Annotated in this window: 13 protein-coding genes and 3 pseudogenes; 5 read left to right on the top strand and 11 right to left on the bottom strand. The window is 60.2% G+C overall.

The features are described 5' to 3' along the window. Positions 1 to 4: 4 nt before the first annotated feature. Positions 5 to 358: a hypothetical protein gene (locus tag AC0L3B_RS25815; RefSeq protein ID WP_473381276.1), complete on the top strand. Its 354-nt coding sequence runs from the start codon at positions 5 to 7 to the stop codon at positions 356 to 358. Here the strand turns inward: AC0L3B_RS25815 and AC0L3B_RS25810 are convergent. Next, positions 334 to 1,617, bottom strand: a complete 1,284-nt coding sequence (locus AC0L3B_RS25810) for an IS256 family transposase (protein ID WP_473381275.1) — start codon at positions 1,615 to 1,617, stop codon at positions 334 to 336. The two genes, AC0L3B_RS25815 and AC0L3B_RS25810, sit on opposite strands and share 25 nt — an antisense overlap. A gap of 110 nt (positions 1,618 to 1,727) precedes the next feature. Here AC0L3B_RS25810 and AC0L3B_RS25805 point away from each other — a divergent pair. The 3 genes and pseudogenes from AC0L3B_RS25805 to panC form a co-directional block, all read left to right on the top strand. Continuing rightward, positions 1,728 to 2,767: pseudogene (locus tag AC0L3B_RS25805) on the top strand (IS5 family transposase); the annotation flags it as partial. Between the two features lie 1,431 nt (positions 2,768 to 4,198). Then, a complete protein-coding gene (panB, locus tag AC0L3B_RS25800) occupies positions 4,199 to 5,071 on the top strand; it encodes a 3-methyl-2-oxobutanoate hydroxymethyltransferase (RefSeq protein WP_473381274.1) in 873 nt (290 codons plus the stop codon). 14 nt (positions 5,072 to 5,085) lie between these two features. Continuing rightward, positions 5,086 to 5,946 (top strand): pantoate--beta-alanine ligase, encoded by an 861-nt coding sequence (gene panC, locus AC0L3B_RS25795; RefSeq protein WP_473381300.1) that lies wholly within the window; start codon positions 5,086 to 5,088, stop codon positions 5,944 to 5,946. 156 nt (positions 5,947 to 6,102) lie between these two features. Here the strand turns inward: panC and AC0L3B_RS25790 are convergent, their stop codons facing one another. The 4 genes and pseudogenes from AC0L3B_RS25790 to AC0L3B_RS25775 all read right to left on the bottom strand — a co-directional run bounded on the left by AC0L3B_RS25790 (position 6,103) and on the right by AC0L3B_RS25775 (position 10,091). Continuing rightward, positions 6,103 to 6,681: an anthranilate synthase component II gene (locus AC0L3B_RS25790; RefSeq protein WP_473381273.1), complete on the bottom strand. Its 579-nt coding sequence runs from the start codon at positions 6,679 to 6,681 to the stop codon at positions 6,103 to 6,105. Beyond that, positions 6,678 to 8,068: pseudogene (gene pabB, locus AC0L3B_RS25785) on the bottom strand (aminodeoxychorismate synthase component I). Before pabB ends, AC0L3B_RS25790 begins: the two are co-directional and overlap by 4 nt. 96 nt (positions 8,069 to 8,164) lie before the next feature. Further along, entirely contained in the window at positions 8,165 to 8,500 is a 336-nt protein-coding gene (locus AC0L3B_RS25780; RefSeq protein ID WP_369726178.1) for a Dabb family protein, read from the bottom strand. Positions 8,501 to 9,401: 901 nt separating this feature from the next. Further along, positions 9,402 to 10,091, bottom strand: a complete 690-nt coding sequence (locus AC0L3B_RS25775) for a methyltransferase (RefSeq protein WP_473381272.1) — start codon at positions 10,089 to 10,091, stop codon at positions 9,402 to 9,404. A gap of 1,385 nt (positions 10,092 to 11,476) precedes the next feature. On the opposite strand from AC0L3B_RS25775, the gene AC0L3B_RS25770 reads away from it, so the two are divergent. After that, complete coding sequence (locus tag AC0L3B_RS25770) at positions 11,477 to 12,145, top strand: helix-turn-helix transcriptional regulator (protein ID WP_473381271.1); 669 nt, start codon at positions 11,477 to 11,479, stop codon at positions 12,143 to 12,145. 18 nt (positions 12,146 to 12,163) lie between these two features. Here the strand turns inward: AC0L3B_RS25770 and AC0L3B_RS25765 are convergent, their stop codons facing one another. The 6 genes and pseudogenes from AC0L3B_RS25765 to AC0L3B_RS25740 all read right to left on the bottom strand — a co-directional run bounded on the left by AC0L3B_RS25765 (position 12,164) and on the right by AC0L3B_RS25740 (position 20,022). Then, a complete protein-coding gene (locus tag AC0L3B_RS25765; protein ID WP_473381270.1) occupies positions 12,164 to 13,513 on the bottom strand; it encodes an aminotransferase class III-fold pyridoxal phosphate-dependent enzyme in 1,350 nt (449 codons plus the stop codon). A 23-nt stretch (positions 13,514 to 13,536) separates the two neighbouring features. After that, positions 13,537 to 14,172 (bottom strand): annotated as a pseudogene (locus tag AC0L3B_RS25760) (HAD family hydrolase); the annotation flags it as partial. After that, complete coding sequence (locus AC0L3B_RS25755) at positions 14,169 to 15,434, bottom strand: Tm-1-like ATP-binding domain-containing protein (RefSeq protein ID WP_473381269.1); 1,266 nt, start codon at positions 15,432 to 15,434, stop codon at positions 14,169 to 14,171. The gene AC0L3B_RS25755 and the pseudogene AC0L3B_RS25760, both read right to left, overlap by 4 nt. Before the next feature lie 587 nt (positions 15,435 to 16,021). After that, complete coding sequence (locus AC0L3B_RS25750; RefSeq protein WP_473381268.1) at positions 16,022 to 17,173, bottom strand: acyl-CoA dehydrogenase family protein; 1,152 nt, start codon at positions 17,171 to 17,173, stop codon at positions 16,022 to 16,024. Between the two features lie 81 nt (positions 17,174 to 17,254). After that, complete coding sequence (locus tag AC0L3B_RS25745; RefSeq protein ID WP_473381299.1) at positions 17,255 to 18,466, bottom strand: ABC transporter substrate-binding protein; 1,212 nt, start codon at positions 18,464 to 18,466, stop codon at positions 17,255 to 17,257. Beyond that, the gene (locus AC0L3B_RS25740; protein ID WP_473381267.1) at positions 18,463 to 20,022 is read right to left on the bottom strand and encodes an acyl-CoA synthetase; all 1,560 of its coding nucleotides are present in this window, start codon (positions 20,020 to 20,022) and stop codon (positions 18,463 to 18,465) included. Before AC0L3B_RS25740 ends, AC0L3B_RS25745 begins: the two co-directional genes overlap by 4 nt. Between the last annotated feature and the right edge of the window lies 1 nt (position 20,023).

Here is a 20,023-nt window from a genome sequence, read left to right as displayed (position 1 = left end):
AACGATGAAGCCGAAGGAAGGGCGCGACAGCGGACAAGCCGATCTCCTGCGCTCCCGGCTGGACGCGATCATCGACATGAACCATGCGCTAGTGAAGCTTTCGCGGACGACCGACTGGTCGATCCTCGAAGAGCGGTTCGGCGCGGTCTGTGAAATTAAGCCGGGCCGGCCCCGCTGCCACGCGGCTGATGGCAGGACTTGCATCCTCAAGCACACCTACGAGCTCTTGTGCGAGCGCTGGGTGGAGAACCCTATTACCAGTTCTTCTGCGGCGAGGAGTTCTTCCAGCGCCGCATGGAGCTATCGCCAAATTTTGGTGACGGCCGAAGCCGGTCAGGCGGCGGCGGTTATGGGCTGACGGTCGGTCGGTGTGGCGATGACCTCGATCCCATCGTTGAATGTCACACCGAGAACGAGTTTTGGCAACTGGTTGTGGCCATCCAGACGACGCCAGCTTTTGTGCGCGGCCTCAAGCAGTTTGAAGACCATCGCGAGCGCCGTCTTGTTGGACAGGCAGCCCTTCGATCGGATGGTGCGGTGGCGCACGGTGGCGAAGGTGCTTTCGATGGGGTTGGTGGTCCGCAAGTGTTTCCAGTGCTCGGCCGGGAAGTCGTAGAACGCCAGTAGCGTGTCTCGATCCTTGCTCAGGCAATCGGCGGCCTTCTCGTACTTCAGCGCGTAGCTCTCGATGAAGGCGTCGAACGCCAACTCGGCTGTGGCCTTGGTTTCAGCCATCCAGATCTCCTGCAACGTGCGTTTGGCCTTCGGCTGCTGGCTCTTCGGCAACTTGGCGAGCACATTTTCGGTCTTGTGCACCCAGCAGCGCTGCTCGCGCGTTTTCGGCCAGACCTCGCCGGCCGCCTTCCAGAACCCGAGTGCGCCATCGGCAATGACGAGCCGCGGAGCCACGTCGAGCCCGCGCCGCTTCAGATCGAGCAGCAGATCGCGCCAGTCCTGCGCGCTCTCGCGGGCGCCATCGGTAAAGCCGACCAGTTCCTTGCGGCCTTCCGGCGTCGCGCCGATGAGCACCAGGATGCACTGCTTTTCGTCTTCGAGGCGTGCTTGGAGATGGATGCCATCGGCCCAGATGTAGACGTAGCGCTTCGCCGACAGATCGCGCCTCTGCCACGCGATGTGTTCGTCGAGCCAGCCATCCTTCAGGCGACCGATGGCGGATGCCGACAACCCGGCAGCATCCTTGCCGAGCAGCGCAGCCAGCGCCTCGGAGAAGTCGCCGGTCGAGATCCCCTTCAGGTAAAGGATCGGCAGCAGCATCTCGATCGACTTCGACCGGCGCATGTAGGGCGGCAGGATCGACGGCGAGAACCGGATGCGGCCAGGATCGGCGGCGTCCGATTCGCGATCGCGTACACGCGGCTGGCGGACGGCGACCGGACCGATGCCGGTCATCACCTCGCGCTCCGGCAGGTGACCGTGGCGGACGACGCGCTGGTGGCCGTCCCGGGTCTTCAAAACGGCATGTTGGCCAAGAAAGTCTGTAACCTCGGCCTCGACCGCCTGGGCAAGCAGGGCACGCGCCCCATTGCGCAAGACTTCTGTGAGTTGATCGTCGAAGATTCCTGGCTGAATCAGATGGATGACGTTATCGTTGGACACGGCATATCGCTCCTTTGGTGGAGAAGTGGAGGCGTCAAGCACCCCCACGATATGCCGCCTTTCCGATTCCCGCCGTCACCAACTTTGGGCGATAGCTCCGCCGCATGGTGTTCGACCGCTTGTCACTAACGCGCTGGCGCGAGCGCATGGGGCGAGGAGAAGCTGCAGGCGATGCTGCAGGAGAGCCTTGCGGTCGCCACCCAGGACCGAGGCGATCAGGCCGTCCGATCTCAACCGCGTCATCATCGACACCACGGTGCAGCCCAACAACGTGATGTTCGCGACCAATGCGCGGCTTCTGAACCGCGCCCGCGATATCTTGGTCCGGCTCGCCAAGGGGGCAGGCATCAAGCTGCGTCAGTCCTATGGGCGGTTCGGCAAGTTCGTCCTGATCAAGCACCAGCGCTATGCCCATGCCAAGCAGTTCAAGCGCGCCAATCGGGCCTTCAGGACGCTTCGAACCTATCTCGGCCGCGTCATTCGCGATATCACCCGCAAGCTCGAAGGCAATGTCGGCTTGCTCCATGAGATCGCGCTCGACCGCATGCTGGCGCTGGCGCGATGCGTGCTCGACCAGAAGCAGCGCCAGCGTGGCCTGAAGGTCTAGTCGCTGCACGCGCCAGAGGTGGAATGCATCGGCAAGGGCAAGGCGCACCGGCCCTACGAGTTCGGCGGAAAGGTCTCCGTTGCCACGACGCTATCGCACGCCAAAGGCGGCCATTTTGTCGTCCATGTGAAGGCGCTGCCCGGCAATCCCTTTGAGGGTCACACGCTCAGAACCGTGATTCCGGACATGGAAGCGATGATCGGCAACACCATTGAGCGCAAGTTGCTCGACAATGGCTACCGCGGTCACAATGCCCCGCCCGATTACAAGTTCAGGGTGTTCATCCCAGGTCAGAAGCGTCGGGTGACCCCGCAGATCAAGCAGGGGCTGCGCCGCCGCTCGGCCGTAGAGCCGGTCATCGGCCATCTCAAATCTGAGCATCGCAGGGGGTACAACTACCTGTGGCATCGCCAGGGCGATGCCGCTAATGCCGTCCTCGCCGCAGTCGGCTACAACTTCCGTCGCCTGATCAGGTGGCTCAGTCTCTTGTTGTGCCAAATCCTCGCTCAGTTCACCGCCCGATTTCATTTCGTCCCTGCTTGAAAAAGGCGTTCTTCACGGTCGACGAGTTAGGTTGCTGGGCAGAGTATGCTGCAAGCCCTAGTACCCCCTTTCCTTGGATTGTGAGTCGCGAACTGACATCAGGGACGATCTGAGAGCAACAGAAGTCACCGTTTTCGCAGAGTATCGCGTGTCACTCAGCTCTGACTCCGGGCACTACTTCCGCATTGAAGTAAATTCAGCAATCTGTCGAACGTTCGTGTACGCAAAGCACGACACTGCGCCGTTTTGTGAAATATCCGCGCCGTGCCGCTCAGTCCCGATCTATCTCAGTATAGGCAAGAGCCTCAAAATGCTCGACGACTGGCCTTAAGTCTTAAGCGGCTACCGAACAGCGCCGGCCATGCAGCTGTGTCGGTTCCTGCACAATCTCATGGCCTGGGCGCCGCAGCCGACCTGCAGCACCAGATCATTATCCAAGCGCCTACAAATGCAGGAAATCACAAGCCAGAAAAAGTGTATGCGTGCATTCGTCGCGGGTGCCATGCAGATCGCACGTCTACAACATCCGGTAGATGCCAACGCTGACGAATGGATGGCGTTTTTGTGCGGTAACCCACGCGCGCTCGTGGTGCGCCATGACGCAGTGAGCCGGTCGGGTTCAAGTTAGCGGCAAGCTCATTGCGTTCGCGAAGCTTGGGGCTTCCGTCCTCGTCCCCGCGCTCCGTATCGGGCGCACACGTAGAGCGAGACAGAGAATAACGCCGGCTACGTGAAGAAGAACGCGATCGCGGGTCATCCATTCGCGGGCTGGTCGGACCTCGGCCTGCTTTGCAGGATGGCGGCAACCAAGCAGGCCAGCACCCTGCGCTCCGACATCGCACGCCAAGCCGATGCGGGCTCGACCAAGAGGTCATCTGTGCCGCGGAAGGCGCTTGACGCGAGTCGCCGGGACCGGTGACCCGGCCCCCCGACTGACCACAGGTTAACCACCTTTCGGCCACTGGAAGACCATGACCTTGATCGCAGCGCTGCGGCACGACCAGATCAGCGCACCTTCGATCGTCCGGTGCGCTCTCATCTGGAATGGACCGGCCCAGCCCACTCTGAGGCGCGCCGTGACGCAAGGCGCTTCCACATGACAATTTGAGTTTGGGAAGTTTTTGTTTGATGGTCGCGCGACCATTGGAGCTTTTGTGCACACGGCCGCTACCTTGGAGACGTATGTTTCTTTCTTCCTTTCACGGTTGACAGTTTTCTCTTGTCCTCCATAGGAAAGAATGGTCCCAGGATGGGCATAATACTCAACGGCGTCGATCGCAACAATCGGATTACCGTTCGCCTAGTTATTCGGTAATGGGGCGACCTGGGGAGCGCTGTGGCGTAGAAATCGTAGGCCGCACAAATGAGAGCAGATCCGTATCGCTTCGAGCTGCAGAATCGACTTGAGACATTTGATGGAGCTGATCGAAAATGAGCCACGCTTCGGAAGTGTCAGTTGAGCGGGTCACGATCCCAATTCTGCAGCGGTGGAAGCAGGAGCGGCGGCGTGTCACCATGACCACCGCCTACGATGCGGTTACGGCAGGCATCGCCGACCCCATCGTCGACATCATTCTTGTGGGCGACAGTGTTGGCAATGTCTGTCTCGGATTCGACAACACGTTGCCGGTCAGCATGGCAATGATGAACCATCATCTGGAGGCTGTTGCACGCACAAGGCCCCGTGCCTTGCTCGTGGCCGATCTGCCGTTTCTTAGCTTTCACCTTGGTCCGGAGGAGACGATACGCAACGCTGGAGGGTTCCTGCAGCGAGGCGCAGATGCCGTGAAACTCGAGGGCGGGGCCAAGCGCGTGGAAATGGTGCGTGCCCTGGTCGATTGCGAAATTCCTGTCATGGGCCATCTCGGCCTCACCCCGCAAAGCGTCAATATCATGGGCGGATTCAAGGTGCAGGGCCGGAAAGCCGATGACGCTTTGCGGCTGCTCGATGACGCTCACCGTCTGCAGGAGGCCGGATGTTTCGCGTTGGTGCTTGAAGGCATTCCGGCCGAGCTAGCCCAGCGAGCGACCGAATCGCTATCGATACCAACCATCGGAATCGGTGCGGGTCCCGACTGCTCGGGCCAAGTGCTCGTATTCCATGATGTCCTGGGGCTGACCTTAGGTCATCGGCCCAAATTCGTTCGCGCCTATGCAGATGGCTTTCAGCTTTTACAAGCGGCGCTGTCGCGTTGGGCTGCCGATGTCCGCACCGGTGCGTTCCCGGCGCCGCAGGAGTCCTATCGGCTTCCTGAAAGCCTGAGTGACATTATCGCAACCTGGGCTCCTCCCAACTCAACCTGATGTAAGGTGCAATGATGCAGACGATTACCACGGTCGCTGAGCTTCGTCGTGAGCTCGCCAAGGCTTGCAGCGTGGGCAAACGCGTCGGGTTAGTGCCGACAATGGGTTATTTGCACGATGGCCATCTCGCCCTGATCGAGGCGAGCCGCGCGCAATCCGATATCACCGTCGTTAGCATTTTCGTCAATCCGGCTCAGTTCGGACCAAACGAGGATCTCAGCAGCTATCCTCGCGATTTCCTGCGCGATGAAAAATTGTGCCGCGATGCTGGTGTTGCGATTGTGTTCGCGCCGGGTGCACAGGAAGTCTATCCGGCTCAATTCGAGACCTTCGTTGAGCCGGGCGAACTGGCGAAGCCACTGTGCGGAGCTTTCAGGCCTGGGCATTTTCGGGGCGTCGCGACCGTCGTGTGCAAGCTGTTCAACATGGTGCATCCGGACGTCGTGTTTTTCGGGCAAAAGGATTTTCAGCAATGCGCGGTCGTGCGTCGCATGGCAACAGATCTCAATCTTCCCATCAAGATCGTCGCCGTGCCAACCGTTCGGGAACCGGACGGGCTCGCGATGAGCAGCCGCAACCGGTATCTCAGCCAGAAAGAACGTCGGCGAGCCGTTGCCATCAGTCGTGGACTGTTCGCCGCGGCGGATGAATTCCGCGCAGGAGTGCGCGAGGTGGACAAGCTGGTTGCGATCGCCGAGCGGCAACTTGAGACAGTTGATCGGCTGCAATACCTCGAACTTGTCGACGGTCATACGCTCAAGCGCGCCGAGAGTCCGCTGCGGCATCCGGCGGCGCTCTGTGTCGCAGCCTACGTTGGTTCGACCCGGCTGATTGACAACGTCCTGCTGGGACTATCAACGGTAGAGTTCTATTGATCCGAGCACCTGAAAGGTATTGATAAGTTCGACCCGCTTACGGCGTTGTGTGCTGCCCGCAGCAATGAACTCAACCCGTTTCGGCAGTATTGCTCCTTTCGCGTTGACCGATATTTTATCGAGCTGCGCATTGTGAAACTGACCTGTGCGGCCGCCTTAAGAAAGCTCTGCAAGCCGTAGGAAGTTTGCGAATAGTGCGTCCCCTTGCGGTGTGAGTATCGACTCCGGATGGAACTGCACGCCATATGTCGCTTGATTGCGATGGGCAAGAGCCATGATCTCCCCATCATCCGAGAGTGCTGTCACAGTGAGGTCTCGGGCAGATGCCGGATCCAATTCGACGATAAGCGAATGGTAGCGCCCTACGCAAAGTGGGGATGGTAGTCCTTCGAACAGGCCCCCGCCTTCATGCGTGACATACGAGGGCCGACCATGCATAGGACGGCGTGCGCGCGTTACACGTGCGCCGAACTCGCTCCCAATGCACTGGTGTCCGAGACAGATGCCGAGAATTGGCACCTGACCCGAAAGTTCGCGAACGACGGCTGTCGATATTCCAGCCTCATTTGGAGTGCCCGGGCCGGGGGAGATGACGATCGCGCGGGGCCTGAGGTCAGCAAGTTCGCTCACATGGATCGCGTCGTTCCGGACGACACATGTTGCTGCACCAAGCTTGCGGAAATATCGCGCAATGTTGAAGACGAAAGAGTCGTAGTTGTCGATGATGAAAATCAAGATGCACCGGCGCCTTCAGCAATAAATGCGCGAAAAATGCGCTCTGCTTTTGCTAGGCTCTCCTCATATTCGGCGATCGGATCGGACATTGCCGTTATCCCGCCACCTGCATGGAAGGCGGCCTGGCCGGCATCGATCGTCACGGTGCGAATGGGAATATTTGAATCCATATGTCCATTGAACCCTATGTAGCCTATGGGACCGCAATACACCTCTCGCGCCACACGCTCGATCTCCAGGATAATTTCCATCGAGCGTACCTTGGGAGCTCCGGTAACGGAGCCGCCGGGAAAGCAGGCTCGAAGTAGGCTGACGGCGTCCTCTCCGCATGCCAGCTCACCCGTAACGACCGACACGAGGTGGTGCACTGATGCATAGGACTCGAGGTTGCACAATGACGGGACATGGATTGATTCGGGCGTGCAAACGCGCGAGAGATCATTGCGTAGGAGGTCGACGATCATGGTGTTCTCGGCGCGCTCTTTTTCCGAACCTGACAGCGTCTCAGCACGACGCCGGTCTTCCTCCCGATCAGCAGAACGCGCCATCGTCCCCTTAATAGGCCGCGTTTCGACCTGTCGACCGTGAAGCTTGAGGAAACGCTCGGGCGAACTCGATGCAATGGTGAGCTTGCCATACCGAAGGAGGGCGGCAAAGGGAGCCGGATTCACTCTCCGCAGCTGACAATAGAAGGCTATCGGATCGAACGAGTTCGCCAGGCGCGCGCTGAAGCGTTACGCAATATTGACCTGGAAGGCGTCACCCGCCCGAATGAGATCAATTAGGCTCTGTACTGCCGCAATGTATCCTTGGCGACTGAAATTTGAATGCCATAAGCCGGCTTGGCCTGGTGTCAAATCAGGAGAGGAGGCTGAGACTCTAATCAGCGCAACAAATTCTTCGGCTCTTCCGCGAGCTCTCTCACGCCGGCGAGCCGGATCCTGCTCCGGCCACCCGGTAGAAACGACCCAACATCTGTTATGGCTGTGATCGAAGCTTATCACGACGTCGTAAAGATGTAGGATTGCCTGAGGCACATGCCCCCGATAGCCGGCACCGACAATCGCTCCAGCGTCCTGTTCAGCTCGTATCCAAAAAAGCCGGCGGCACCGCCCTGGAAAGCCGGGAGATCGGCGCAGTGCACTTGCGGATAGTTGGCTAGCAGAGCGCGAAGTGCCACCCAGGGATCGCCCACAATGGTCTCTCCGTTGCAAATGCCTTTCCCGTCCGCGATCATATAGGTGCAGAAGGGATCGCACGTCACATAGGAATGCTGCCCGAGCACCGCGTCTCTCGATGCGCTATCCAGGAACGTGAGGTGCCTCCGATGCGAGAGGCTTCGCATGGCTGTGACGGGCTCAATCCACTGCAGTTCCACTACATGCATTATTCTGTCGCTCAGCTCAGCGATACATCGGTGATCGTAATTCCGCCCGGCGAAGGCGAGCCTTATGGCCACCCAAAAGCCCTACATGCCTGACAATTAGCCACGCCCGTGGGGAGGGCCTGCCGAACATACTGGCTCCGCATCTGCAGACATGCTGTAGTCGGCCGCGAGACGTAGCTCGCGGAGCGGTCTTACTTGCCGGATCGAATCTTGATAAAGCTCGTGCGCTTTATAGGCTTCGAGTTGGCCTTCGTCGTCGAATTCACCGTAGACGATCACATCAATTTCGTTGCCAAGCCGGTCACTCTTGCGGTTGCGAGCGACCTCAAGCCGCCGAGCGTGCGGGATTTTGGTGAGAACGGAAAGGCCCTCGATGATTTTGTCGATATGCGCCTTATCTTTTGCGGTGAAGAATACGATGTGTCGAATCATAGTTTACCGCCGGTAATCCCAAACATTGCGGCTTGAGGTCGCCGAAAGCGACAGAAGCCTCCTTCGCCAATCATGCAGGAGTCGGGCAGCCGTTCAGCTGCTACCGCGCGGCAGGCGCCCTGTCGATCGCACTGCCCGGTGTTTAGCTGAATCAAGCTGGACCATGTCTGAGACGAAGTTTTCGCATCCAGTAAGAAGGCGCCTGATCATCAGTCCCCGGGAGAAGCTTAAGTATATGACTGCGTCGACGCCACTAGCTTTGCGTGGATGTCGTGCTTGAAACGATCTCACTTGCTGGATTGACGCATAAGAACTGCAGTAAAATGCGCTCGTTCGTCGAAAAGAGGCGGGGCGCCCCCTTCATGACGCTGAACGGAAAGAGCGCCGCCAAGCCCTGAAGCGTTGATATCTAGGCATGACTTCAATTCTTAAAATTGCTATCCGGCTGATCACCGCAGCGAGATCGCTCGTGAAACTACACTCAAATTACGGAACGTAGCGATGGTCCGCCCCTGCCGCCGAGTTCACAAGTTCGCGATGGTCGTAGCATTGCGCATCGGGCCCGCAACGCTATCTCGCCCACTCGTCAGATCTCACTGTCGGGGCGACGAATTGTGCCCGGCCCCAAGACGCGTCCGGCCGAACCGCTCGAGCCCCGGGCGGGATTAATCCTCACCTCGCACTCCGGGGTGAAGCCAACCAGTATGTTCTTGGAGGCTATTGTCTGGATCACGGCACCGGACCTGCGATGTCTGTCGACGCTCGCGATCGAGATGCGCACTCATGCACTTGGCCAAGCGATTTCAGCTGGGTCGGGAACATGCAAATTGGCCTGATCGACTACACTGCCAAGCGCTTGGCGCTGATGTGATGGGTATCGCGCTTCTTGGCCAAGAGACTTTCATCGCGCGGATAGCTTCCAAACAATGCGGACGTGCCCGCCTGGAATGGTCGGTCGGAAAATATGCATGTCTCTGACGCGCAGCTTGCTCTCCTCGATCAGGTTCATGACATGCCCAACGTCTCCCTGATCGGAGAAAATCACATACATCGCACCCTTCGGACTTAACCAGACGTGCGCCCCTCCGACGGCGGCGGCCATGACCTTGTGATCTTGATCGAAACACGAACGCTCGAGATCGTCATTGGCCTTGCGGTTCCAATAGGGGGCGGCAAAGATAATGGTATCAAATTGTGCTCCAGGTTGTAGCGCAGCATAGGTGTCACTCTCGAAGGCTTCTGCTCGATCTCCATAGCCTAATCGCTCTATGTTTATCTTCGTCGAGAGAACGGCCTGCGGATTTATGTCGAGAGCGACTAGACGTCTTGCCCCGGCACGGAGTGCTGCAAGGCCCAGCACACCGGATCCGCACCCAAGATCGAGTACCGCCGCGCCGGGCTCGATGTGCCATTTCGAGATCAGTGCGTCCGGTGCGTGACTCAGGCGCGGTGACAAAACCCCGGGCAGGATGTGCAAAGACATGCCGCCGACTTCGACATCGTGCGGATCATTGTTCAAACGCAGTTCGGCCAACATTGCATCCACGTCTGTTGTTTGGCTGCGTACGGATGCGCCGAGTTGGGTCATCATTTCAACCTCCATGAGTGCTTAGCGAGCGGCGGGAGTAGTCCAGGGCAGCAACACGGTGGGCCAGACGCGTGCGAAACCGGCAAGCCGTTCAACGTTAAACTCGATCATCGGGCTGAGAAGGTTGATCCGCTCGGGGGCGGTGTTGCACCTCTCGGATATGGCCCACGGAAGATATTGCTCATCTGGCCGCGCCCACTCGCTTGCTGTCCTAGCTCTCAATAGCAACGTCCGTGCCAAGCGTTGGCCTGATTAATTTCGAGCTGGGTCTAGACATGCGCCCGCACAGCGGTTGAAATTGAAGTGCTGCAAACTCCTTGACGTGAAACGTGGTGCCTCACGCGACAGAAGAGCGCAGTTTCCGGGCCGTTCCAACCATACGATCGAGCGCAAAAGTCCGGGACGCTGATCACAAGCGCCCTACCGTGAGCTCGCAACACGGTACGACTGTCTGCTTAGCCGTCGGAAGGCCCCGAGCTCTCGATCGGCATCTTCTTCCGTGATATCGTCGTGCCGCTGATGTCTGGACGGCGAGACGCGTTCTCATCTTGGTTGTCGCGCCATCCATGTATGCTTGAGAACAAAATGTCGGAATAGGACAAGGGCTGAGCCGTACGTGTGTTTGAAATGCGGAGCGCACCGTATTTCGCGAGCGGCACGGCAATTCCTGGATCAGCAACAAGAGCTGCCGCGCCGCCGCCGGGGAGCGGCGCCATTCCTCAGCCCGCTTCGTTCCGCAAGCTGGCAATTGGCTGGCTCGGACGACGCTCCCGATTGGTCATCGCCTTATTGCTCCTGTGGGACGCGGCTCCCAGGCCGGGGCGCCGATCGGTTGCCGCCGATCGTCACCGCCGCCTTGCCGATCGGGCTGCCCGAGCTGGCATGGATGAGCCACTCATCGGATGCCAATCCAAGCGATCCCGCCCCGGCACTGCAAGCGAGCAGGCGCTCGTCGAATGTCGCCGAGGTGCCATAGTCGCGCTTTCCGCTTTGATGAGCATGACCATCGGACCGGTCGGAATGGTCCCGCTAGGTTGGCGTGCGAATTTAAGCATCGCGGTTAGATCGAGTAGATCGATGCTGCCCGCATTGTACAACGTCGCGCGATGCGAATTCATCAATGCAGGGCTTCACGATGTGATGCGGCTTGGCAATCAACCGGTCGGTAGGCCGGCAATCCGTGCGAGAATCGAATCGGTTGCGGCGAACGTGCCGGTGTCGCTGTCCAGTCAATCGATCGAGGCGCAGACCAGGTTCGGACCTCGGCTCGGTGGCAACCTAAACCGATGGCCCGCAAGTTGCTTAAGTAAGTGCCGTGCCTCTCCGGCGTCGCCCGCGCGAGGACGCACCAGATATCCCGAATGGAGTGGAATCGAGGAAACTAGGCCATGCTGATGCTCATGGGCCGCTCGGAGGCCGTAACGACCGAAGCCGTGCATTTTGCCCAGTCCATGCTGGAGGGCTCGGCGACGGCATTTTACGAAGTCGATGAGGGCTACAACCTCCGGCGCTTCCTCTTGGCGCGCATTCCGGAGCCGTTTCATCTACAGTATCTCGAGGGCATGAGTGCCTTCGACCCGCAGCATCCGACTCATGCGGGTGAGCTTGCGGTGGCGCGCCTCAGTAAGACGATGGCCGGCCAGCAAACAGGCGAGACAGCGCTCTACCGCTCGTTCATCGACCAATGCGGCATCGTCGACATGCTCGATTTCTTCTTCCGGCGCGACGACCAAATCGTCGCCGGGATGAGCGTCGTATGGGATAGGGAGGCGAGGATCCCGGAGCGCGCGGTGACCATCGCCGAGAAGATCCACCAGTACCTCCAGTTCAACCTGGTCGGCCGCGCCGCCGCGTCCGAGGACGGGCAGCGCTATGGGCTGACCAGCCGCGAGATGGACGTGGTACGGCTGTTGTGCTGCGGCCGCACCAATTGCGAGATCGGCGAGTGCCTTAAGATCGGCCAGGCGACCGTCAAGACGCACCTCATCCACATCTTTCAAAAGCTCGGCGCGGAGACGCGCTCCGCGGTGGTGGCGCTGATGGCGCGGCCGAATTAGCGGCCACGCTTGCCTTCATCAACCAGTCGCAAGGCCGTGGTCGATCGCGTGAGCGATCGTCCTGGCGTCCTCGGCCGTAATAATCAACGGCGGAGAGAGGATAATATTGCTGCCGGAGACGCGAACCATCACGCCGGCATCGTAGATCGCATCGCCGATCTTTCCGACGCGCTTCTTGTCGAGCGCCTTCTTGCTGCCGCGGTCGGCGACCAGCTCGAGCGCGGCCATCAAGCCCTTGCCACGCACGTCGCCGACGATCTCGTGCTTTTGCTTGAGAGCCGAGAGCGCCTCGTTGAGGATGGCGCCGTAGGCCTCGGCCCTGGCGTCGAGCTTAAGCCGCTTTGTTTCGGCAAGCGCGGCGATGGCGGCCGCGCAACCGACGGGATGGCCGGAATAGGTGTAGCCATGGCCGATCGAGCCGAAGCTCGTCTCGTCGCTCTCGAAGGCCTCGGCGATTTTATCGCCGATCATGGTGGCGCCCAGGGAGAAATAGCCCGATGTGACGGCCTTGGCGATTGTCATCATGTCCGGCTTGACGTTCCAGAGCCGCGCGCCGCACCATGCCCCGGTGCGGCCGAAGCCGGTGACGACCTCGTCCGAGATCAGGAGGATGCCGCAGCGGTCGCAGATCTCGCGCACCAGTCCCATGAAACTCAAATGCGGCACGATGACGCCGCCGGCACCGAGCACCGGCTCCATGATGAAGGCGGCGATGGTGTCGGCGCCCTGGAATTCGATCTCGTCGAGGAGCGCATTGGCGCAGAGCTGCGCGAGTTTCGCAGGATCGGTCTCGTTGAACGGATTGCGGTAAGTCCAGGGCGAGGGGATGTGGTAGACGCCCGGCAGCAGCGGCTCGTAGTTGCGGCGGAAATTGGCATTGCCGTTGACGGATGCGCCGCCGAAATGCGTGCCGTGATAACCCTTCTTCAGTGCCAGGAATTTGGTGCGGTCGCGCTGGCCCTTGATCTTCCAATATTGCCGTGCGAGCCGCAACGCGGTCTCGACGGAATCGGATCCACCCGAGGTGAAGAACGTGCGCACCATGCCCTCCGGCTTGAACCATTCGGTGAGCTCATAGGCGAGCTCGATTGCGGGTCCCGTCGACACGCCGCGAAAGCCGGAATAATAGGGCAACTCTTTGAGCTGGTCGGCGATCGCCTTCTTGATCGGATCGCAGCTGTAACCGAGCGTCACATTCCAGAGCCCCCCGACCGCGTCCAGCAGGGTCTTGCCTTCGATGTCGGTGACGTGGATGCCCTCGCCCTTCATGATGATCCGCGGCGGATGGTCCTGCATGTCTTTGGGATGCGCCATCGGATGCCAGATCCGGCGGGCATTGTTCTCGATGAGAAAATTGATTTCGGGCATGAATGGCTCCGCTGTCGAAAGGCAAGGCCGAGCAGGTGGAGGGCCTGCCGGTAAGAGTTCTGGGGATGTCGAACATCGAACCAGGCGGTCGAGAGGCCGCAGGCGATCGCACCCTTCCTGGTCGTCGACGAACACGCAGGCCTGCGGCGCGAGCTCGAGGGCATCGCACACGGCGCCATAGGCGCGCGGTCGGGCTTCAGGATGCCGGTATGCGTGGCGTCGACAATGACGTGACATGCCCGAGCAGCGGCAGCTTGCGCCGAAACTCCGCGCCGTAGAACAGGTCGAGCTCGTTGGATAGAATGGCGAACTTGCGGCCGGCTCCTCGCCGTCCGGATGGCGCGCTCCGCTTCGGGGCGGATGACGAGCATCGGATCGGCGCCGCGCGCGCGACGGACAAGGTCTGCATATCCCGCCAGTCCTCGCCGACGAGCCTGCCGACCTCCCGGCTGCGAGTCAACCAATCGTCGCGCGCGGACAATTCTCGGCGCTGCATCGCCGACCAGCGCGGATCGGTGTCCTCCGCGAAAGGCCCGCGCCAGGTCAGTGCTCCCTTGGCAAGGCCGCGCGGCTTCCGTCGCATCATGCGTTTCGAACAGGGTTTTGTAGATCACCCCGCCGAAATCCAGCACCAGCGCGCTTGGCGCGGATATGCTCATGTCTGCTCCGCCGGAACCTTGCCGGCTGGAACGACGCCGTCGGCCACCCAGCGGTCGAAGATCGCCAGGATCTTCGCGACGAAGCCCGGGTGATTGATGTGGTCCTTGATCACGTGAAGCTCGACCGGCGGGCGGATCGCAGCACGCATTTCCGTGACGAAGGCGCTAAGGCCTTCGGGATCGTACAGCGTCTGGCGGTCCTGATCCCATCGCTGGATGCCGCCGAACGGAAGGACGAAAGCTACTGGCGCCGTCGCCTCCGCAAGCTTCGCGGCAATGGCGCGCGCGATCCGTCGGCGATCGACGGCACCGGAGGTCGCTGACGCAAGCAGGCGGTTATGCGCATGGCACGGACGATCGGCGAGTTCCGTCGGCACCGGCAGCCAGGCGGGAAAGTCCACCATGTCGATGGCGCCGGGCGCCACGATTTGCGGAATGCCGCTCCGTCCGGCATTCATCAGACGGTCCGAGCCGGAGTTTACCACCGAGCCCATCAACTGGTTGGCGACCTCCTGAAGGCTGAGGTCGAGCACCGCGGCAAATCCGCCTTGCGCTGCGATCGATTCCATCGCGCGGCCGCCCATGCCGGTGGTGTGGAACACCACGACCTCGTAGCCGCGAGCCTCGAGCTGCGGCTTCAGCTCGACCATGTAGCTGAGGCAGCTCTTACCGAGCGAGGTCACCGCTAAGATCGGCCCCTCGGGCCGCGGCCTGATCGCGCCGCGGGCCGCGCCGACGATCGCGCCGCAGGCCTGCGACAGCACCGCCGTGCAGGTGCCGTTGAGGCCGTAGAGGCCGCCGGCCCACAGGATCATCATCAGATCGGCGGCGATGCGCTCGGGGGGAATCAGATGAGAGAAGGCGATGGTCGACACGATCAGCTTTGGAAAGCCGAGCGGGAGGGCGAGCGCGACGTCGAGCGCGAGGTCGGTGCCCATGGTGCCGCCGATCGCGATCATGGCGTCGATCCGGTCGTCTTTGCAGAGCTGCCGCGTCAGCCGGGCGGCGCCGCGCGCCATCAAGGTCATCGACGAATTCTCGTCGCCGCTCGCGATCACGGCGGCGATCGTCGTGTCGGCGGCGGCGGCCACCGCGTGCTTGTCGTGCGCTGCCTTGTAAGGGGGATCGCCGAGCACGCTGACGTCCATCAAGGCGGTCTCGCCGCCGGCGCCGGCAATGCAGCGCTGCATGAACAGGAGCTCGTCCGACTTAGTGTCGCCGGTGCCGATCAGCAGGATGCGCGGGCGTGATCTGTTGGTCATGTCTTCGGAATGCCGGTGTCGGCGAACGGACGCGCAACGGCGCCATGTCCGAGCGCAGATGAATGTTGCCGCAACGTTATGGACTTGCTGCGATGCTTAACATCCACCTATCGGTGGATTGTAATAAATCTCGCATCGAAGCTGTATGAAGCGCGGTCGGCCGCGCAGCCGCCGATAACGTTGATGGTATTGTTGACGAGCTATGCCAGCGCCGGTATAGCCGCGACCATGGCACTTGTCGTGCTGCGCTCGTGGAGCTTCGCGCTCGGAGGGCGGCGACCGCCGCGATCCCATGGCTCTCGAGATATTTCCGCGACACCGGCCCGGATTTTCCGGGCCGTGACGGGGACGGTACAAATATCGTAGGTGATCAGGCGAACGACGGAGCCAGCCGCGCGCAGCTCCTTGTACGTTTCAGAGGGATTGCGACGTGTTTGCGGACTGAACGGATCAAAGTCGTTCGAAACGGCTGGCCAGCAGCCGACATTTTGATCCTCCTAAAAGGTGTTCTTGATCTCACCATTAAGTCCATAGTCGAACAACACGGGCCTTCGCCGTTGGCCATCAAGCCGATGCAAAACCGTTCTCTATTTGCGGAGGATCTCGCGGCCCATTACGATCTTCATGATTTCTGTCGAACCCTCCATCTGCTTGCACATACGCAATTGGTTGTAGAAGTCGCTAAATGGATAGTCGTCGATTGCAAGACCTCGTCCCCCCAGGATCTGCATCGATCGATCCACGACCCGGAGTCCAGCATCGATGCAGTAGCCCTTGACCATCGAGGCCTGTAGCCTGGCGGCCGAGTAGCCTCCCCGGTCGACGAGCCAGGCTGCATAGTAAGTGTTCCACCGGATCGACTCGATGTCGTATTGCGAGTCAGTCAGCATCCACTGGATCGCCTGGTTTTCGCCGAGCTTACCGCCGAACACTTCGCGCGTCCCCGCCCAATCGATCGCGAGCTCCTGGCTCCGCTCGGACATCCCGAGCGCCACCCCTCCCAAGCGAAGCCGAAAGCGATTGAATTGATGCTGGGCAATTGAGAATCCAGCCCCTTGTCCCCCCAGGAGGTTCTCCGCCGGAACGAGGACATTCTCCAGCTTCATCTCCTGCTCCACGCCCCATTGGCGCGACATGACAGGAATGTCTCGCACTTTCTCGAAACCGGGCGTGTCGTTGTCGACGAGGAAGATACTAATCCCGCGATGCCCCTGTTCCGGATCGGTCACCGCAGCGACGGCCGTGTACGACGCCTCATGGTGCCCGGTCCTCCACATTTTCCTTCCATTGATGACGTAGTGGTCCCCTTTCTTGACAGCCGTCGTCCGTATGCGTGCCAGATCGGAGCCGGCTTCCGGCTCGGTGAAGCACATGGACCATGATGTCCGGCCCTCAAGCACCGGGTAGAGGTACTTGCTCTTGATCTCTTCGCTTGCCTCATAGAGCACGGGCCACGGAGCAAAGTGCCCGCCAGGCATGCGCCTTGGCGATTTTGAGAATTCGGCAAGGACGATCACATCCTCCATCGCTCCGAGCCCTTGGCCGCCGTAGGCCTTCGGCACGTTAAGCTTCGTCAGCCCAAAGTCCTGGAGCTTCCCTTTCAAATGCGCCGTCAACTCCGGGCTGTACTCGGGAACGGTGATTGGCCAGGAGCGATAAACGGGCAAGACTTCGGTATTGATGAAGGTGCGTGCTCGCTGCTGGAGATCGAGTTGTTCCTTGGTGAGTTCAAAGTCCACGGCAGGTCCTCTCTATAGATAATGAATGGAGGCCGGCGAAGGACGTCGCCTCCGCCCCCCAGATGTCGTCAGTCGAAACGCTCATTTTTCCGCGTCGATGACCTCGCCGATTGGCTTCCAGGTCGCTCCGTCGAACTGCATCAGCTGCTCTTGGCTTATCGGCGTGTAGCGTGTGGGGCTGGTATTGAACGTGATGCCGGGAAGCATGATTGGAAGTTCGAGGTCCTCGATGCCGGGCGCCTGTTTCATCAGGTTCTCGCGCGTCAGGTTGTCTCCGCAGTTCGTAAGGACGTGAACAAACGTCTGTGCAGTGGCGTAGCCGAACACGTGAAGGGTTTCCGATGGATTAGCTTCGGGCATGTATTGCTTCATGAACGCGAGATACTCCCTGATGCCCGGGTCGTCGGCCCACATCTCGTCGTTGGGATCCTTCCGGAATGCCACCGTGATGACGCCTTTCGAATTCTCGAGCCCCGCCGGCACCAGTGTGCTCGACATTGAGCCGGCCGCATCGCTCAGCAGATGCACGGGATGCCAATTCGTTTCCGCGATCTTCTTGATGGCCTGGGCTGCAAACTTTGGCGTCGAGATGTCGACCAACACATCGGCGCCAGTCGCTTTCAGGATCAGGATCTGTGAATCGACAGTCGGCTCAGCGACCTCGTAGCTGATCTCCTTGACGATCATTGTGAAGGCCTTGTCGCCCAAGCCATCGTGGAGGCCCTTGATGTAGTCGCGTCCGAAATCGTCGTTCTGAAAAAGCACGGCTACCTTGGCGCTGGGTCGCTCCTTCAGAAGATACTTGGCATAGATCACGCCTTTGGCATGGTTGTTCGGCTGCCAGCCCATGGACCACGGATAGGTGGCGGGCTCCGAGACCCGATTGGCACCCGTGCCCAGGAACAGCCCCGGCACCTTCTTGGCGTTCAGATATTTTTGCGTTGCAAAGTTCGTGGACGAGCCGATCGTGCCGACGATCGCCAGCACTTCCTCGCTCTCCACAAGCCGACGCGTTTGCTCGACAGCCTTTGCGGGGCTATAGCCATCGTCGAGCGAGATCAGGTTGATCTTGCGACCGTTGATCCCGCCATCCGCATTTACCTTCTGGAAATAGGCGGTCATGGCGCGGCCGATTGCGGCGAAACTGGATGTAGGGCCGCTATAGGGCATGGTCTGGCCGATTTTCACTTCGGTATCCGTCACGCCGGGTCCGTAGTTCTTGTCCTGGCCGACTGTCGGAGAGATCAAGCCCGCCCACGCGGTTGCACAAATCGCGATTGTGAGCTTCTTCACGCTGTTTGCCTGTCCTGCTTGATCTGGGCTGAGGATCGCTGCAAATAGCGCTCCTTCAGCACGTGCTTGAACAGCTTTCCGTTGGCCTGCCGCGGCAGTTCGGCCTCGAAATCGATCGAGCGCGGACATTTGATGTGCGATAGGCCCTCCCGGCAGAATGCGATCAGTTCGGCCGCGAGTGCGCGTGACGCCTTCGAAGGGGTCTTGAGCTGCACCACCGCCTTGACCTCTTCGCCATATTCCGGATTTGGGATGCCGAACACGGCGACGTCGATGATGTCAGGGTGCAGCGCCAAGCGGTTCTCGATTTCGAGGGGATAGATATTGACGCCCCCGGAAATGATCATGTGGGAGCGGCGGTCGGTCAGGAATACATATCCTTCCCGATCAAGGTAGCCGACATCGCCGATGGTCGACCAACCCTTTGCATTTCGCGAGCGCGCGGTCTTCTCGGGATCGTTGTGGTAGACGAATGGCGGGCCGTCGAAATACACGTCGCCCATCTCACCGGGGCCAAGCTCATTCTGGCTTTCGTCGAGGATGTGGATCGTGCCAATGCAGGCGCGCCCGACCGATCCGCGATGCGACAGCCATTCCGCCGTCGAGATGCAGGTCGCGCCGTTGCGTTCCGAGCCTGCGTAATATTCCCAAATGATCGGGCCCCACCACTCGATCATTCGTTCCTTGATCTCGGGCGGGCAGGGCGCGGCCGCATGAATCGCGCAGCGATGGGATGATAGATCGTATCGGGTGCGCACCTCCTCCGGCAGCGCCAGCAGACGGAAGAACATCGTCGGCACCCACTGACTATGGGTGATGCGGTAGCGTTCGATCGCGGCCAGAACCGGCTCGGCCGCGAACTGCTTCATGATTATGACAGTGCCGCCGTTTTCCAGCGTGCGCATGGAGAGGCGAAGCGGCCCGGCATGGTACAATGGTGCCGGGGAGAGATAGATGCTATCCTCTGTGAAGCCGAAATTGGTTTGCGCCCAGTCGCCGGACGCCCGGGCCTGCTTCGCATTTGTGAAGAGCGGCTGCTTGATGCCTTTGGGTTTGCCCGTCGTGCCGGAGGAATAGCAGAAATCTTTGCCGACCGGGCCGTCGGGAGTCTCGATCATGCGCTCGAAGCGCGCGAGCTCGGCGGCATAGCTAAGAGTATCGTCCAGTGCACCATCGACCGCGTAGACGGCGCAATGGTGAGGGTTGTTGGCCAGCAATGCCTGGGCCGTTTCGGCGAACCGGGTGGCGACAAAAAATGCTTTGGCGCCGCTATCTCGGACAATGTATGTGGCCTCCTCGGGTGTCAGATGCGTACTGACCGGTGTGTAATAAAGTCCCTGGCGACGGGCACCCCAGATGAGTTCAAAGTAACTGAGGTCATTATCGAGCATGATCGCGATGCCGTCGCCGGTGGCTAGGCCCGTCCAGATCAAAAGTTGTGTGACGGCGTTGGCTCGGCGGTCCAGCTCACCATAAGTCACAGTCCGTTCCGAGAACGCGACCCGCGCGGCTATCTTGTCGGGATGGCGTTCTGCCCAGTGGCGTAGGATTGGCATT

The sequence above is a fragment of the Bradyrhizobium sp. Kon56 genome, from assembly GCF_055807635.1.
This window is presented reverse-complemented; position numbering and strand designations above follow the sequence as displayed.